General features: G+C 30.5%; 16 protein-coding genes. 8 read left to right on the top strand and 8 right to left on the bottom strand.

Features of this window, described 5'->3' with window-relative positions:
• Positions 1 to 78: 78 nt before the first annotated feature.
• Complete coding sequence (locus ML436_03300; GenBank protein UMT78767.1) at positions 79 to 1,308, bottom strand: NupC/NupG family nucleoside CNT transporter; 1,230 nt, start codon at positions 1,306 to 1,308, stop codon at positions 79 to 81.
• Positions 1,309 to 1,674: 366 nt separating this feature from the next.
• Complete coding sequence (locus ML436_03295) at positions 1,675 to 3,402, bottom strand: ABC transporter ATP-binding protein/permease (GenBank protein UMT78766.1); 1,728 nt, start codon at positions 3,400 to 3,402, stop codon at positions 1,675 to 1,677.
• Positions 3,403 to 3,950: 548 nt separating this feature from the next.
• Here ML436_03295 and pbp4 point away from each other — a divergent pair.
• Positions 3,951 to 5,246: a penicillin-binding protein PBP4 gene (gene pbp4, locus ML436_03290; GenBank protein UMT78765.1), complete on the top strand. Its 1,296-nt coding sequence runs from the start codon at positions 3,951 to 3,953 to the stop codon at positions 5,244 to 5,246.
• Positions 5,247 to 5,326: 80 nt separating this feature from the next.
• Here the strand turns inward: pbp4 and tagD are convergent, their stop codons facing one another.
• The 4 genes from tagD to tagG form a co-directional block, all read right to left on the bottom strand.
• Complete coding sequence (gene tagD / locus ML436_03285) at positions 5,327 to 5,725, bottom strand: glycerol-3-phosphate cytidylyltransferase (protein UMT78764.1); 399 nt, start codon at positions 5,723 to 5,725, stop codon at positions 5,327 to 5,329.
• A 56-nt stretch (positions 5,726 to 5,781) separates the two neighbouring features.
• A complete protein-coding gene (locus ML436_03280) occupies positions 5,782 to 6,849 on the bottom strand; it encodes a glycosyltransferase family 2 protein (GenBank protein ID UMT78763.1) in 1,068 nt (355 codons plus the stop codon).
• Positions 6,846 to 7,946 (bottom strand): CDP-glycerol glycerophosphotransferase family protein, encoded by a 1,101-nt coding sequence (locus tag ML436_03275; protein UMT78762.1) that lies wholly within the window; start codon positions 7,944 to 7,946, stop codon positions 6,846 to 6,848. The genes ML436_03280 and ML436_03275 overlap by 4 nt, the downstream gene beginning before the upstream one ends.
• 98 nt (positions 7,947 to 8,044) lie before the next feature.
• Positions 8,045 to 8,857 carry a teichoic acids export ABC transporter permease subunit TagG gene (gene tagG / locus ML436_03270; GenBank protein UMT78761.1) on the bottom strand — a complete coding sequence of 271 codons (813 nt, stop codon included), beginning with the start codon at positions 8,855 to 8,857 and terminating at the stop codon, positions 8,045 to 8,047.
• A 346-nt stretch (positions 8,858 to 9,203) separates the two neighbouring features.
• Here tagG and tagH point away from each other — a divergent pair, with 346 nt between their 5' ends.
• Entirely contained in the window at positions 9,204 to 9,998 is a 795-nt protein-coding gene (tagH, locus tag ML436_03265; protein ID UMT78760.1) for a teichoic acids export ABC transporter ATP-binding subunit TagH, read from the top strand.
• A 61-nt stretch (positions 9,999 to 10,059) separates the two neighbouring features.
• Here tagH and ML436_03260 read toward each other — a convergent pair whose 3' ends face one another.
• Positions 10,060 to 10,824, bottom strand: a complete 765-nt coding sequence (locus tag ML436_03260) for a WecB/TagA/CpsF family glycosyltransferase (GenBank protein UMT78759.1) — start codon at positions 10,822 to 10,824, stop codon at positions 10,060 to 10,062.
• 236 nt (positions 10,825 to 11,060) lie between these two features.
• On the opposite strand from ML436_03260, the gene ML436_03255 reads away from it, so the two are divergent.
• The gene (locus ML436_03255; GenBank protein ID UMT78758.1) at positions 11,061 to 11,813 is read left to right on the top strand and encodes a M50 family metallopeptidase; all 753 of its coding nucleotides are present in this window, start codon (positions 11,061 to 11,063) and stop codon (positions 11,811 to 11,813) included.
• 74 nt (positions 11,814 to 11,887) lie between these two features.
• Here ML436_03255 and ML436_03250 read toward each other — a convergent pair whose 3' ends face one another.
• Positions 11,888 to 12,532 (bottom strand): metal-dependent transcriptional regulator, encoded by a 645-nt coding sequence (locus tag ML436_03250; GenBank protein UMT78757.1) that lies wholly within the window; start codon positions 12,530 to 12,532, stop codon positions 11,888 to 11,890.
• Between the two features lie 121 nt (positions 12,533 to 12,653).
• Here ML436_03250 and ML436_03245 point away from each other — a divergent pair, with 121 nt between their 5' ends.
• The 5 genes from ML436_03245 to ML436_03225 all read left to right on the top strand — a co-directional run bounded on the left by ML436_03245 (position 12,654) and on the right by ML436_03225 (position 17,734).
• Positions 12,654 to 13,397, top strand: coding sequence for a metal ABC transporter ATP-binding protein (locus ML436_03245; protein UMT78756.1), 744 nt, complete (start codon positions 12,654 to 12,656; stop codon positions 13,395 to 13,397).
• Positions 13,391 to 14,227, top strand: a complete 837-nt coding sequence (locus tag ML436_03240; GenBank protein ID UMT78755.1) for a metal ABC transporter permease — start codon at positions 13,391 to 13,393, stop codon at positions 14,225 to 14,227. Before ML436_03245 ends, ML436_03240 begins: the two co-directional genes overlap by 7 nt.
• Positions 14,224 to 15,153, top strand: coding sequence for a metal ABC transporter substrate-binding protein (locus ML436_03235; protein UMT78754.1), 930 nt, complete (start codon positions 14,224 to 14,226; stop codon positions 15,151 to 15,153). Before ML436_03240 ends, ML436_03235 begins: the two co-directional genes overlap by 4 nt.
• An 896-nt stretch (positions 15,154 to 16,049) precedes the next feature.
• Positions 16,050 to 17,060, top strand: coding sequence for a YqcI/YcgG family protein (locus tag ML436_03230; GenBank protein UMT78753.1), 1,011 nt, complete (start codon positions 16,050 to 16,052; stop codon positions 17,058 to 17,060).
• Between the two features lie 32 nt (positions 17,061 to 17,092).
• Positions 17,093 to 17,734, top strand: a complete 642-nt coding sequence (locus tag ML436_03225) for an HAD family hydrolase (protein UMT78752.1) — start codon at positions 17,093 to 17,095, stop codon at positions 17,732 to 17,734.
• Positions 17,735 to 17,736: the final 2 nt, after the last annotated feature.

The following is a 17,736-nucleotide window of genomic DNA, read 5'->3' as shown; positions in this document are numbered from 1 at the left end:
ACACCACCTTTTCATTAGATGGCATGCTTGGATATTCATGTTTGTTATGATGTGCTATAGCTGTCACAAGTCAATAAATTACCACGCAAATAATCCAACGAATGCTGCTGTTAATAATGAAACTAAGATACCTGATAATAGCATCATAGGAACATATTTAGATACAAAATCTGATGTCTTCTTATCAACAATACCTTTCAAAGTACCGATAATCATACCAATCGTTGAGAAGTTTGCAAATGAAATTAAGAATGTTGTAATAACTGCACGATGGTGTGGTGTATATGAAGCGATATCTTTAGTTATTTCGCCCATTACAACAAATTCGTTTGTGACGATTTTCTTAGCCATTTGTTGTGCAACTAACCATGCTTCATCAAATGGTAAACCTAGTAATATCGCAAATGGATACATAAACACACCTAAAATTTGATCAAGACCAAAACTTCCTTTTATGCCAATCCATCCTGCTACTAATCCTGTAATCAAGTTAATTAGTCGATCAAAAAGATCAGCTAATGCTACAAAACTAATAACAAATGCAATGATAATTAATACTAATTTACCCGCTGCTAGAACTGAATCACCTAAAAATGAGAAGAACGGCTGACGTTCTACTTCATCATTTTTAAGACTGTAAATAATATCTTCTTTTTCTTCCACACTTACAGGATTTAATAAACATGCCACAATAATCGCGTTGACAATATTTAGTGGAATCGCTGTTAATACAAGTTCACCAGGTACCATTTGCACATAAGCACCTACAATAGCCCCTGACACTGAACTCATCGACATCATTGCGATCGTTAACACACGCATTTCATTCATGCGCTTTAATTGTTCGCTTGAAACTGCTAAAGCTTCTGTATTCCCTAAAAACATCATTTCTATCCCAAAGAACGACTCGAATTTAGGCTGTCTTGTTACTTTAGCTAGTAACCAACCAATACCCCCAATAATTTTCGGTAAAATATTAAAATACATTAAAATGTCGAATAATGGCACAATTAATAAAATTGGAAATAAAGCTTGTACAGCCATATCCATCATTTTACCGTTTGTAAAACTTGCAAATGCGAAACCTGTGCCGGCATGTGCAGATTGAACTACCCATGCAATACCATTAGCTGCACCTTTAACTGCTATTTGACCCCACTCAAAATAAATAAAGAACCATGCTAAAAACAGGTTTAAAACAACTAAGATCCCAATTGATGTCCATTGGATATTTTTGCGGTCTCTTGAAAATAACACCGCGATACCAAGAAATACAATTAGACCAATAATGTTGATTAATAAAAACATTTGGCACCCACCTATGATTTAATTTTTTAAAAATTTAGAAACATTGAAATATCAAATATCTGAACCTCGAAATATATAATCAGTTAATTTACACATGTTATGTAAAAATAAAGAATGACGACTATTGGTTACAGTTTTAATATATGTATGTTTGCTTATAACTTGTATTATACCACGCGCCATTTTTTCTTAAAATAACGATTTCATTTATTTAATAATTAAAATGTCACTCTACTTAAAAATATTTAAAATAGACAAAAGCTTGAAGCAAATTGTAAACATTTTCAACCAGTATAGTTTAATAACTTTACTATATTAGTTGAATTCATGGCTTTGCTTCAAGCTTAGTATTATATTTATATGAAATTAATCTGTTAATTTTTGAGACATAACGAAGTTTTTATATTTATCATGCGATGCCATTAATTCTGAATGTGTACCTTTACCTGTAACCCGTCCTTTATCCAAGAATATAATTTGACCTGCTTTTTTAATTGTAGATAAACGATGGGCAATAACAATTGTTGTTCTACCTTCCATTAATGTTTCTAATGCTTCTTGGATTTTCAGTTCACTTTCACTGTCAAGATTTGCCGTTGCTTCATCAAGCAGTAAGATATCTGGATTTTTCACAAAACTTCTAGCAATATCTATACGTTGACGCTGACCCCCTGAAAGTTTCAAACCTCGTTCACCTACGAGTGTGTCGTAACCTTCATCAAATTGCATAATAAAATCATGACAGTTTGCCAATTTAGCGTAGTTAATAAGCTCTTCATCAGTTACATGACGATTAATACCGTATAAGATATTATCTCTAATTGTGCCATTCATCATCGAATTAGATTGCATAACATATCCAATTTTACGACGCCATTTAGATAGTGGAATATCATATACACTTTCAAGCCCATATTTAATATCTCCAGACTCAATTTCATACATACGTTCTATCAAATTGAATATAGTACTCTTACCAGAACCAGATGGTCCTACAAAAGCACTTACTTGTCCTTGAGGAATTTGGAATGATACGTCATCCAAAATTTTCTTAACATCATATTTAAAGTCTACATGTTCAAATGACAGTACGCCATCATCTATTAAGACATTTTTAGAATCCTCAAGATCTTCTGTTGGTTCAATAGGCTCTTGCATAATTTCATAGATTCTACTACTTGCACCAACAGCTTTTTTATAATCTGTAACTAATGTAGATAAATTAATTAGTGGCATAGATAATTGAATAACATAAAATATCATTGCAATTAAAGTACCTGCAGTGATAGCCCCTGTCGCAATTTCCAATGCACCAAATCCTAAAATAATAGCAATGGTTAATAGCATAACGATTCCTGAAATTGGTTGAACAACTGCTGCAATTTTAGCCTGTTTTAAACCTAATTTGTAAATTTCATTAAGATTTTTATGGGCATTATCCAATTCAAGTCGTTCTGTATTTGAAATTTTTACTAGTCTCATTTCAGTAAGTACTCGACCTAGCAATCCACTAAAGTTTGCAATTTCTGATTGTGTACTTGTCGAAATCTTTTGCATTACACGACCTAAAGGAATCATAATAAGTACAAAAATCGGAATTGTTATAAATGTTAATAGCGTCATTTTCCAATCTAAAATGAACAACATAATCAAGGATCCAATTAAAGTAACGATTGATGGTAACAAGTTAGGAAGCTTTTGCGAAATAAATTCGTTAATCACTTTTGTATCGTCAGTTAAACGACTCATTAATTGTCCACTTTCATTTTTATCAAAAAATGGCATTTTCAATTGTATAATATGCTCCCATAAAACTGAGCGAATTGCATAAATAATTTTCTCACCAATTTTACTTAATAAATATAAACCTAATCCGCTTAATAACGCATTGATGACAAAGATACCACCAAACAATGCGATTAAATTCCAATTGATATGGCTCACGGAAAACTTATCTACAATTCGTCCAGTAAACAGTGGAACTAATAGTCCACTTAAACTCCCTAGTGATGAAATAGTGATAGCTGCAACGATAAGACCCACTGGCCATGAAAGTTTTTTAAATAAGAAAAACAATGGATTTTCTCGTTTCATAATAATACCTCTTCTGTTTGAAAATTATAGTTCATTAATGTTAGATAGATACATGTAATCCTATCAATTTCTTTTCTCCCAACAAAATTTATAAAATTAAATAAAGCGTTGCCCCAAAATACCGTTCATAACATTTATATGATAGAATATTTCTATTGCAATTTTTGTAATACTAACCGTAATTAGCTGTTATTACTATATGAAAATTAATTGCTTTTAAGTAATTTTGTTCTTCGTATCAACATTATAACACCTTTAGCTACGTGAGTAATATATTTAGATTATTTTTCAAATTAACTGCAAAAAACTTAATTTACAGCAATTTAATTTATGGGAAGTAACATCGAGGTTAAGACGTAAAGTTTTTGTGCTCTGGGAAACCGATTAACGGCGTCCCAAAAGCAAGATTTTCGGCAGAAACTATCACGATTCGACAAAATTTGGAAAACAATTTTGCTCATCATTCGGCTCTGTTTAAATCTTAAACGCTTTTGTCGTGATCTCTTTAGGGAATATTTAAAGAATGGAAAAGGGAAGATTAACGTTTTATGAAAAATTTAATATCAATCATTATAACCATTTGTTTAATAGTAAGTATTATGACACCAAACGCACAGGCTGCTAATAGTACGGAAACACCAGTACAAGTAGCAAATCAATATGGTTATGCAGGATTATCAGAAGCATATCAACCAACTAGTGCAATCAACGTAAGTCAAACAGGACAACTGTTGTATCAATATAATATAGATACAAAATGGAATCCGGCTTCTATGACAAAATTGATGACGATGTATTTAACATTAGAAGCTGTAAATAAAGGACAACTTTCATTAAATGATACTGTTACGATGACAAATAAAGAATATATCATGTCTACACTACCTGAGTTAAGTAACACGAAACTTTACCCCGGCCAAGTTTGGACAATTGCTGATTTATTACAAATTACAGTATCTAATTCAAGTAATGCAGCAGCATTGATTTTAGCAAATAAAGTATCAAAAAACACAAGTGATTTCGTTGATTTAATGAATAATAAAGCTAAAGCTTTAGGTATGACGAATACACATTTTGTCAATCCTACAGGTGCTGAAAACTCCAGATTACGTACATTTGCTCCAACGAAATATAAAAATCAAGAGCGTACAGTAACCACCGCTAGAGACTATGCAATTTTAGATTTGCATGTATTAAAAGAAACACCTAAAATATTAGATTTCACTAAACAATTAGCTCCAACTACACATGCAGTAACGTACTATACATTTAACTATTCACTAGAAGGCGCAAAAATGAGTTTACCAGGTACAGACGGTTTAAAAACTGGCTCAAGTGACACAGCAAATTATAATCACACAATAACTACTAAACGAGGTAAATTTAGAATCAATCAAGTAATTATGGGTGCAGGTGATTATAAAAACCTTGGTGGTGAAAAACAACGAAATATGATGGGAAATGCATTGATGGAGCAATCATTTGACCAATATAAATATGTAAAAATATTGTCTAAAGGTGAACAAAAGATAAACGGTAAGAAATACTATGTTGAAAATGATTTATATGATGTTTTACCAAATAATTTTAGTAAAAAAGATTATAAATTGGTAGTTGACGATGGCAAAGTACATGTCGATTATCCAAGACAATTTATTAATAAAGATTATGGACCTCCTACAGTAGAAGTTCATCAACCTATTATTCAAAAAGCAAATGCTGTTGCTAAAAATATATGGACAGAGCATCCAGTATTTACCATTATTGGTGGTGCGTGTCTTGTCGGTGGTTTAGCGCTAATCATTCATATGCTTATCAAGCGTATATTTAGAAAAAGAAAATAATAACGTTAAAAAGGACAAGTTGCATACTCAAAAATGCAACTTGTCCTTATATATTATATCTTTGCTAAAAAATGAATGGATTATTTTGCGTCTTTTCCATACAATTCTTGCTTAATTTTTGTGGTTGAAATACCTTCTGTTCGTTTTAAATAAATTACTTCACATTTATCTTTTAAGAAATCAAATTCGCCTTCCCAATCATGACCCATCACGAAGACATCTACATCAAACTTTTCTACATCATCTTCTTTTTGTCCCCATCCTTTTTCAGGAATAACTAAATCGACGTACCGAATTGATTCAAGCATCATTTTGCGTTGCTCATAATCATAATATGATTTTTTATGCTTAATTTGGTTAAACTCATCAGTAGATAATGCCACGATTAAATAATCGCCCATTTCTCTTGCGCGACGAAGTAACTCAATATGACCATAATGAAGTAAATCATAGGTGCCGTATGTTATTACACGTTTCATTAAAATGTCCTCCTCCTATTGCTACATCACTTGATTGCTAATACATATCATCAATATTAATTTTGTCTTTTTAAAATTGATTTTGTTTGATGAATAATCTTTCTCCCTTTAAGTTGTATTAAAAACTTTCTATAACTAGGTCTATTAATCTCTACTTGAATTAACATTTGACGCCACTTTTCATAAGTTTCTTTATTCCAATTAACACCTAAAAATTCTACAGTATTTATTATTTCAAACATATTTTGTGATAAATAATCTGAATGTTGCATTGACATGATATAGTCACTAACCAATGAAATAATTGTTTCCGTCATCTCTGGATGTAATAATAAGTATCGTTTTAAATGTGTATTAAATAGTTGTTGATCAACCATATCACTATAAATTAATCTTTGTTCAAGTAATAACAACATTTCCATCACACGCTGTCTTACCGACATTATTTCCTTAGTATATTGATGAAGCTCTATAACATTATTAAAAGCTACTTCATGCTCTTGATTATCACCAACAACAAGTTGACTTACTAATTGAATATCCGTAGCCTTTTGTAATGCTTTAACAATCATTTCGTGATTATAAGCATTTTCAAAATTTTCGTCACAACGTAAATCAGCAAATTTTACACTTAATAATTTATTATCAAATGTCAAAGATTCTAATAATTCTGGTTGTTGTGGCAAAGTAACTATATGATTATTTTTAATATAACTGTCGATATCATTTAACTTCCATTCTCCATGATAATCAACTGCTCTTTGTCCTATAACTATATCAATATTCTCATTATTTTTAAAAGTTGAAGTTAACAAGTCTAATTTATTAGGCAATAAGATTGAGGTTGGATTTAAAACAATAAATGCGTCGCTATGATGTCCTTCAGTTATTTCAATTTCCTTTAATCCTGTATTAATACAACTAGCTTTTGAAGCATTTTGTAATTGGATTAATGAAATATGCTTTAATTCTTTTTGTAATTTTTCAATTAAAGGAATTGTTTGATCTGTAGATCCCCCATCAATGCACAGGATGCGATAATGTTCTTTACTATCGATTGATACCAACAATTGTCGAATCGTCGTCTCGTTATTTAATGTTGGTATGATTATCGTTAATCTCATTTTGTCACCATCTTATCTATATATTCTATCAATCGGGACAAACTATGTTCAGTATTATAAATATGCCAATCTTTAAATAGCGGTTTCAACTTATGCTCATTTGTTTTAATCGCTGTAATTAAATCGGTCTCAGAATATACTTTATAGTTTTCAGGTATGCCAAAATAATATTTATTTAAGCCTCTTACTTTATCATATGTTGATTCGTCATACACATAAAAAATAGTTGGAATATCTAACAAGCTCGCTTCTATTGGTAACGAACTATAGTCGCTAATGATTAAATCTGCCATCAGCATAAGTGTAGATGTATCAATTGAAGACATTTGGTCACTTTCTGAAACTTCAATTGATGGGTGCAACTTATTTATTAATGTATATCCTGGAAGTTCATTTTCAAAGTAAGCTTTATTTATCTCCCTATTATCCGCACTATCTTCTCTATACGTTGGAACATATAATGCTAGTTTATTCTTTATTCCATAACGTTCTTTCAATTGTACCTTGATTGCTTCTCTATCTACCGTAAAATATTTATTAATTCTTGGAATACCAAAATATAACATTTGATCATCACGTGCATCTAAAGACTGTTTAAAACAATGCGCCATATACGTACTACCTACTAAATAGAAATCTGTTGCTTGATAAACATGACGATATTGTTTAATCATCGCTTTATTAGATAAATCTACCTGGTTGTCAGTTAAACCAAAATTTTTCAATGCGCCACTTGCATGCCATGTTTGAATGACACGTTGATGTGGCGCTTTTTTATATCCACCTAATAGCAAGTAATAATTGTCGATAATGATGAGTTGTGCACTTTTCAAAGCTTTAATTTGTTTTACGAGAGTCTTATTTGACATTTCTACTACTTTAATATTATTAATTTCCGATAAATGAAATTTATTTTTTGGTGCTGTTAAAACAGTTACATCATACAACGATGTATTTAAAGACTTAATGATAGGTAAAATGTCTTCTGGAAAAGTCATCATGAAGACAATATGCGGTTTATTACTATTTTCGCTCGAAATTATTTTACATAGCATTCGAATTAGCAAATGATAAAATCTCTTTATTAAAACGTTCATAATACACCAACTTAATATGTTATTTTATTAAATTATAAACAAAAATGTACCCCACTTCCATTTATTAATGGTTAGCGGGGCATCATCTTGTATTCATTTTATAAGAAATCTGCAAATTGATCTCTATACTTCATGTGTAAATATGAACCAATTGCGAAGAAAATGGCAACAATACCGAAATTATATAACATTAATTTCCAGTGATCCATAAAGTACCATTCATGATATAAAATCGCAGCACGATATGATTCAGCAATAAAGTATACAGGATTATATTTCATAATTTCATGAATTACACCACTGATACCATGATTTTTCGGTAGCCATAAAATTGGTGAAAAGTAAAATAATATTCTTAATATCGCTTGCATTAACATTTGCGTATCTCTAACTAACACACCTAGTGTTGATGTTAATAACGTCACTGAAGCAGTTAAGAAAAAACAAAACGGTACATATATCAATAATTGAATGATATGTATTGATGGATAAATCCCTGTAAACATACATGCGATGATAACAAGTAAAAGTAAACCTAAATGTCCATAAAATCTACTTGTAACAATATATGTAGGTATAATTGATAAAGGGAAATTCATTTTCGAAACTTGATTAAACTTTTGCGTAATAGCTTTTGTCCCCTCTAAAATACCTTGGTTGATGAAGAACCACATACTAATACCAACCAATAACCAATATACAAAAGGTACGCCATGAATCGGTGCGTTACTTCTTATTCCTAATCCAAAAACCATCCAGTAAACCATAATTTGCATAACAGGGTTTATTAATTCCCATGCTACACCTAAATAGTTACTATGATTGATAATTTTAACTTGAAATTGCGCCAGTCTTTGAATTAAATAAAAGTTCTTTACGTGTTCTTTAAAAACTGTTCCTATTGCTGACATTCCATTAAACCACACTTTCAAATGTTTAACTATTTCTCTACTTAACTTAATAGTATTATAATAATTGTTGTAAATACTATCACTATACATTGGTGTTATCAAAATTATTGTCTAGTTCTTTAAGATATTAGTTTATTACAAGTACATTATAGTATACAATCATGTAAGTTGAAATAAGTTTAGTTTTTAAATATCATTGTTGTCACTAATGATTAAAACTTTGTGTCATATTACCAACTCTGATAATAACAAAATCTTCTATACACTTTACAACAGGTTTTAAAATTTAACAACTGTTGAGTAGTATATTATAATCTAGATAACTGTGAATAAGGAAGGTCTACAAATGAACGTTTCGGTAAACATTAAAAATGTAACAAAAGAATATCGTATCTATCGTACGAACAAAGAACGTATGAAAGATGCACTTATTCCCAAACATAAAAACAAAACATTTTTCGCCTTAGACGATATTAGCCTAAAAGCTTATGAAGGTGATGTGATTGGGCTCGTTGGCATAAATGGATCTGGTAAATCAACGCTAAGTAATATTATAGGTGGATCATTATCACCTACCGTTGGAAAAGTTGACCGCAATGGCGAAGTAAGTGTTATTGCCATTAGTGCTGGGTTAAGCGGACAATTAACAGGCATTGAAAACATTGAATTTAAAATGTTATGCATGGGCTTTAAACGTAAAGAAATCAAAGCTATGACACCTAAGATTATTGAATTTAGTGAACTGGGTGAGTTTATTTATCAACCAGTTAAAAAATATTCAAGCGGTATGCGTGCAAAGCTTGGATTCTCCATTAATATAACAGTAAACCCAGATATCCTAGTCATTGACGAAGCTTTGTCTGTTGGTGACCAAACCTTTGCTCAAAAATGTTTAGATAAAATATACGAATTTAAAGAACAAAATAAAACTATTTTCTTTGTTAGTCATAATTTAGGCCAAGTAAGACAATTCTGTACAAAAATAGCATGGATTGAAGGCGGCAAATTAAAAGATTATGGTGAACTTGATGATGTATTACCTAAATACGAAGCTTTCTTAAATGACTTTAAAAAGAAATCAAAAGCGGAACAAAAAGAATTTAGAAATAAACTTGATGAATCACGATTCGTCATCAAATAAACAAACAAGAACCGAGATTATGCTTTCAGCAAATACTCGGTTCTTGTTTTTTATTATAAGATTACTTAATCTTTTTATTTTTTCTTTTTACCTTTGCTATTTTATACATAAATATTGGAATGCTCTTAAGCCTACCAATTCGTTTCCAATCAATTAATGCACGATACACCCACTCAATATTTAATTTTCTGAAGATAAACGGCGCTCTCTTTTTAGCTCCTGCAAACACTTCTAAAGAACCACCAACTCCCATCATAACAGTAGAAACAAATTGTTGTTCATGTGTCATAATCCACTCTTCTTGTTTAGGGAATCCCATACCTACAAATATATAATCTGGTTTAAATAATTTAATGCGCTTAACCACCGTCTCATCTTCTAAATCAATATATCCATGGTGGTGCGCGAAAGTAATATTTGGGTATCTTAGTTGTAATGCATGTTGCGCCGCTTCAACAATTTCATTTGTTGCGCCAAGTAAAAATACTTTTTGATGATTTACATGTGCAATTTTTAAACATTCATCCATCAACTCAATGCCTGGAATACGTTGAGATAATGAACGATTCAAGCGACGTGAAGCTTTTACTACACCTGTCCCATCCGCAACAATATAACTTGCTCGATTAATTAATTCTAAATATGCTTGATGTGTTGTCGCATAATTTACTATTTCAGGGTTAGCTGTCACTATAAAAAGATTATTTGTTGATTGATGCGCAAAAAATGTTTTAATGTTTTCGACCATCTGTAACATTGTTGTATTATCAAAATTGACCCCTAAAATATCAACTTTAGATGTATTGCTTGTTTCTTCAACAGTCATAAAAGGAATCTCCTATCTTTTATCATTATTATATTAGTGAAATTAAAATTAACAAGAATCATACTTATCCCATTTATATCGAAATGATTTTGCTTTATTTTAACACATTATTTCCTTCACAAAAATTAAAATTAGTTTAACTAACGTAAGTCTAAAGTCTAACGCCAATTATGACATTATCCTTTATAATAAGAGAGAATGAATTTTTAATTTACAATCTTATACGAGGTTACACAATGAATTACTTAAATAATTTTCTTAATACTACAACAGAACTAAATATATACATCATTGTTTTCGTTGCAATAATATATATCATTATCCACCAATTTAGACATAAACCTTTATTGAATTATTTAGATATCATATTAAATTATATACCTGTGCTTACACATGAGTTTGGACATGTGTTATTTAATAAAATAGCTGGAGGACGTGCAAAAGATTTAGTTATTGTTACAAGCCCAAGAGAAAGACAGCAAACTCTACAACAAGGGTTTGCAGTTACGCAATCCAGACATTTAGCAGGTCAATGGCTTACAACGCTAGGTGGTTACTTAATGTCGCCAATGATGTTGCTCATAGGTTTAGCATCAAGTCACTATCAAATACCTAGTATATTTATTTTTAGCTATTTATTGATATTTATCTATTTTCTAATATTAACATCTAGAAAAGGTTCGCCTCTTATTGTTATTACATTAATTTCAATTATGCTTTACTTTATATTAAAAGATGACAATATATTAGCAATCCAAATGATTGTCACGATTAGTTATCAATTTATATTAGGTACTTTATTAGGCGAAGTCCTTCAGTCTAGTTGGACAATTGCAAAATTAACTTTCCAGCGTCCAAGTCCACAATGGGACGGAAGTGCACTTAAAGATCTTAGCCATGTTCCAATCTTTATTTACAGTACAATTTGGATTATTTTTAATCTTTATACAGTAAATATTTTACTTAAATACACACATTTAATAAGTTAATAAAAAGAAGCCTTAAATTATTATCCGTCAATGTCTACTAGTACATTAACGTTTAACTTTAAGGCTTCTTTATTTTATTTTTCAGCGAACATGTTCATAGCATTTTCATAGCTAATAATTATAACATTGTCATTGCGTTTAATAATTATCACTTTATTCATTTCATCTTTGGAAACAATTTCAACTTCATTACCTATCGATATATCTTTACTAGACAGGTACACTAACAAATCTGTTTTATCTCTCACACGTTTGATAGTTACAAGATCACCCGGTTCATAATTTAAAATAGTTGTAACATATTTCTCTTTATATTCATTATTTCTCGGTATAACTCCGCCATGCGGACACGTTTCAGGAAAATTTAATAGACTATCTAATCTCTCTACAAATAGATCTGAAATTCGATGTTCTAAAATTTCTGCTTCTTGATGTACTTCTTCCCAATTATATTTCAATATCTCTATTAAAAATAATTCTAATAGTCGATGCCTCTTAATAATATCAAGTGTATGCGTTAAACCATCTTCTGTTAATCTAACACCTTTATATGGCTTTGTTTCGACATAACCTGCTTTTTCAAGACGACCTACCATTTCACTTACAGATGGAGGCTTAATATTTAAAAATTGAGATAAGATTTTATTTGTTACAAAATTTTTATCGCCATTATTCGTAAGAATTGCCTTTAAATAATCCTCTTTTTCTTCAGTTAACATACTTTCACCTCACATACATTCACTTTATTATATCACGAATTTACTTGACATGATAAATATTCTCAGTTTATTATACAATTAATTAGGTTAGCCTAAACTTTTAATTAGGAGGTGTAAACGTTTGTTAGAAACAAAAGATTTAAATTTGTTTTTAGGTAATAAGCATGTACTTAAAAACATTTCTTTATCGATACCAGTTCGCGGTGAAATCATTGGTATCATGGGCCCAAACGGTGCTGGTAAATCTTCGCTAATCAAATCATTAATTGGCGAATTTAACGCTACCGGTACAAAATTGTTATATAACAAACCTATACAACACCAACTGCAACATATTACATACATTCCACAAAAAGCACATATTGATTTAGATTTTCCAATAAGTGTGGAACAAGTGATTTTATCAGGTTGCTATAAAGAAATTGGATGGTTTAGACGACCTAATAAATCAGCAAGGGATAAACTTAAACAGTTATTAAGCGATTTGGAATTAGAAACTTTACGTCATCGACAAATTTCAGAATTAAGTGGTGGACAATTACAACGTGTATTAGTAGCGAGAGCATTGATGTCCGAAAGTGAAGTATATTTTCTAGACGAACCTTTTGTAGGAATTGATTTTAGTAGCGAAAAATTGATTATGACAAAAATAGAAAATTTAAAACAACAAGGAAAACTTATCCTGATTATCCACCATGATTTATCAAAAGCAAAACAATACTTTGATCGCATTATTCTTTTAAATCAAACATTACGATACTTTGGTGATAGTGAAGAAGCTATGAGTGTCACTCGCTTAAATGAAACTTTTATGAGCAGTACAGACTGCAGTGACCCTAGTCAAAGGAGCAATATAACATGTTAGAGTTTGTCGAACATTTATTTACATATCAATTCTTAAATCGTGCATTGATAACTTCAATTATTGTAGGGATTGTTTGCGGTACAGTTGGTAGTTTAATTGTATTACGAGGTCTTTCATTAATGGGAGATGCAATGAGTCACGCTGTATTACCAGGTGTTGCCCTATCATTCTTGTTTGGTATTCCAATGTTTGTAGGTGCGCTTGTAACTGGTATGATTGCAAGTATTTTTATCGGTTATATCACATCTAGTAGTAAAACGAAACCAGATGCCGCGATTGGAATTAGTTTTACCGCTTTCTTAGCTTCAGGGATTATTATTATAAGCTTAATAAACACAACGACAGATCTATACCATATTTTATTTGGTAACTTACTAGCTATCACAAATAGTGCTTTTCTAACAACTATTGTGATTGGTTCAATCGTCCTTATATTAATCATTATTTTCTATCGTCCATTAATGATTTCTACGTTCGATCCTACGTTCAGTAGAATGAGTGGTCTAAATACTACGTTGCTACATTACTTTGTGATGTTATTACTTTCATTAGTAACAGTCGTAAGTATTCAAACAGTTGGTATTATTCTTGTAGTTGCTTTATTAATCACACCTGCATCTACAGCATTTTTAATAAGCAAAAAACTATACTCAATGATGATTATTGCGAGTTTAATAAGTGTCATAAGTTCAATTGTCGGGCTTTATTATAGTTATATTTACAACATTCCTAGTGGTGCAACAATTGTACTTTGTACATTTGTAATTTATATCATCACATTATTTTTCACAAAATTTACGAATAGAAAGAAACGAGGAAGTTTAACATGAAAAAATTAATACCTTTATTATTAGCCTTATTACTTCTAGTAGCTGCATGTGGTACTGGTGGTAAACAAAGTAGTGATAAGTCAAATGGCAAACTAAAAGTTGTAACGACGAATTCAATTTTATACGATATGGCTAAAAATGTTGGTGGAGACAACGTCGATATTCATAGTATTGTCCCAGTCGGTCAAGATCCCCATGAATATGAAGTTAAACCTAAAGATATTAAAAAGTTAACTGACGCTGACGTCATTTTATATAACGGCTTAAACTTAGAAACTGGTAACGGTTGGTTTGAAAAAGCCTTAGAACAAGCTGGTAAATCATTAAAAGATAAAAAAGTTATCGCAGTATCAAAAGATGTTAAACCTATCTATTTAAACGGTGAAGAAGGCAACAAAGATAAACAAGACCCACACGCATGGTTAAGTTTAGACAACGGTATTAAATACGTAAAAACAATTCAACAAACATTTATCGATAACGACAAAAAACATAAAGCAGATTATGAAAAACAAGGTAATAAGTACATTGCACAATTGGAAAAGTTAAATAATGATAGTAAAGATAAATTTAATGATATTCCAAAAGAACAACGTGCCATGATAACAAGTGAAGGTGCATTTAAATACTTCTCAAAACAATATGGAATTACTCCAGGTTATATTTGGGAAATTAACACTGAGAAACAAGGTACACCAGAGCAAATGAGACAAGCAATCGAGTTTGTAAAAGCTCATAAATTAAAACACTTATTAGTTGAAACAAGTGTTGATAAAAAAGCAATGGAAAGTTTATCAGAAGAAACGAAAAAAGATATCTTCGGTGAAGTGTACACAGATTCAATTGGTAAAGAAGGCACTAAAGGTGATTCTTATTATAAAATGATGAAATCAAACATTGAAACTGTACACGGAAGCATGAAATAACTCGCTGAGTTTTAATGAAGTATGATGAATTGATGTTGATGCAACCTAAAATATTGGTTTTTCCAATATTTTAGGCCATACATCAACATAACAAAGTCGAAGACTAATAGTCCCATATCGTGCGTTAAATATATATTACCCTCCTATTAATATATATACCGTTCCCGATCGCACGATATGGTGGTATTAGAACTTCTCTTTGAACGAAAGAGAAAAGCTAGAAGTTCTTATGCAGTTTAAATAAACTGTCGTTCCCTTCATCTCTTTTAACCACAGAGATGCGTTAGAAGTTCTTCTAATACAATTTATGTAACGCCATTCCCTACACACTCTTTTAAAGAGATTCACACGCGCGAATAAATTGTATTACATACTAACTTTAAAAAGGCTTTTCTTAATCGTAGCAACAAAGTTTGAGGTTCTTATGTGATTGGACAACTGTTCTCCCTACTAGACTTTTAGCATAGCTGGTTAAAAGTACTATTACAGATTGTTCAATTGTATGCCCCTTTCCTTTGAACGGAATATTAAAAGTTATGTGCAGTAACTTTTAGTAGGCATACCACTTTTGCATCAAGCTATAAATAATCGCATACTTTGATATTTAATCTGGCCTATCAAAGTAAACATCTATGGTTTCCTCCCCCCATAGATCCTTAAGCCACACTCATCCGATGTCATATGAGTGTGGCTATTTTTTTGTGAATACACTTATCTGCATTTTTAATCACTTAGTTTAATCTATCTCCTCCAATTTTTAAAACTTATTTTAATTAAATCTCAAATGTTAACAACACCTTCAAATTCCTTTAATTAACTTTACATAAATTTAATTTGTAATTGCAAATTAATTAATATAAAATACAAATTATTCAATACTATTTTGAGGTGATGGAATGTTCTTTTTTCAAAACAATGTAAAACAGTTACCTAAAGATTATAAATGGTTAGAAACTGAAACTCACAAATCTATAGAAGTTATTGAATCAAAAGGCTTTCCTTGTGTATTTGGCGTGCAAGGTCACAAAAAAGAAGTACATTTTTATTCTGCCTTAAACTATCCATATGATCCTAAAGAGCTATCTTCCGATATTGACCAATATTTAAAAGAATTGAAAAAGATGAAAAAGAATGAACGAGGAATTTCTGGCCTATTAGTTTATTTTGAACCAATTGGTAATATGAATATTCATGCGAAACAATTTTTAGCTTGGCAAGTTCTTTCCACAATGAAAAATTTATATGGCAATAAAAACGATAGTATTGATAATGACCCATTTACTGATGAATATGCTTTTAAATTCAAAGATGAACTATGGTTTATTAATTTCAGCTCAAATAGTTACACACATAGAAAATCAAGAAACTTAGGTTCATTTATTACATTAGCTATGCAAACACTGAGCAAATCTGATGAGTATTTTAATTCAAATATTGAAACAAAAGCTAAAGCACAGAAATTAGTTAGAAATCTTGCTGAAAAATATGATGGTTGTCCTGTTCATTCTGGTTTAGGCCCAATTATAGGTTCAGGTAAATTTTCTCCTGCCAAATTATCATACTTTATTGGAGATAAAAATGACGATCCATCATATGAACCTTGGAAATACTCCCCTTTTAAACCTCAAAGAATAATCATAGACGATGCAATAGTTAAAGACTATGCCTTACAGTTTGATCAATTCTATCAACTATATAACAACAAAACTTTTTTAACACTTACAGAATCTCATAATAATAATGATATTAATAAAAATAATGTCTTAATCACTAATAACCCAAGTCATATTGAAAAATATAAAAATAAAATTAAAGTAGCTACTTTTAATAATCGTTATGAAACCGATAAGAATATTTGTAAAATTGACTATATCAATGATTTAATTGCCTTACGCTATTTAAAATAAAACACGATAAATAATTAGAGAGGTGTAGACTTTTGTATAAAAATATTATATTTGATTTTGATGGTACTATCGCTGATTCAAAAACATGTAGTGTAATCGCTACTAAAAAGGCATTTAACGACTATGGATTGAATATACCAAGCGATGAACAAATAGAATATTATATGGGGATTCCAATTGAAGAGTCTTTTAATTTAATGAGTACTATAAAGCTGAATGACAAAGAACTTACAGAACTAATGACATTGTTTAGAGAAAATTACAAAGAAACAGAAGAACAACATTTAAAAATTTATGATGACATGCAAGAACAGCTCAAAACACTTCATCAAAACCATAAGTTATTCGTTGTTTCTAGTAAAAAATCAAATGTGTTAGAAAGAAATTTGGCTAAATTAGGCGTGGATAATCTATTTGTTGAAGTTATTGGTTCAGATAAAGTAATGAAATACAAACCCTCTCCTGATGGCATTATATATATTTTACAAAAATATGATTTACAGAAGAAAGACACTATTTATGTTGGAGATGCTGCTTTTGATATTAAAATGGCTAAAAATGCAGAGATTGATTCTTGTGCTGTAACTTGGGGAAGTCATAGTATTGAAGTATTAAAAGCGGAAAATCCCAATTTTATAATTAATAATGTTAAAGAACTTAATTTTGAGGAGTAATA

This window comes from Staphylococcus roterodami (assembly GCA_022493055.1).
Classification (GTDB): Bacteria; Bacillota; Bacilli; order Staphylococcales; family Staphylococcaceae; genus Staphylococcus; species Staphylococcus singaporensis.
This window is presented reverse-complemented; position numbering and strand designations above follow the sequence as displayed.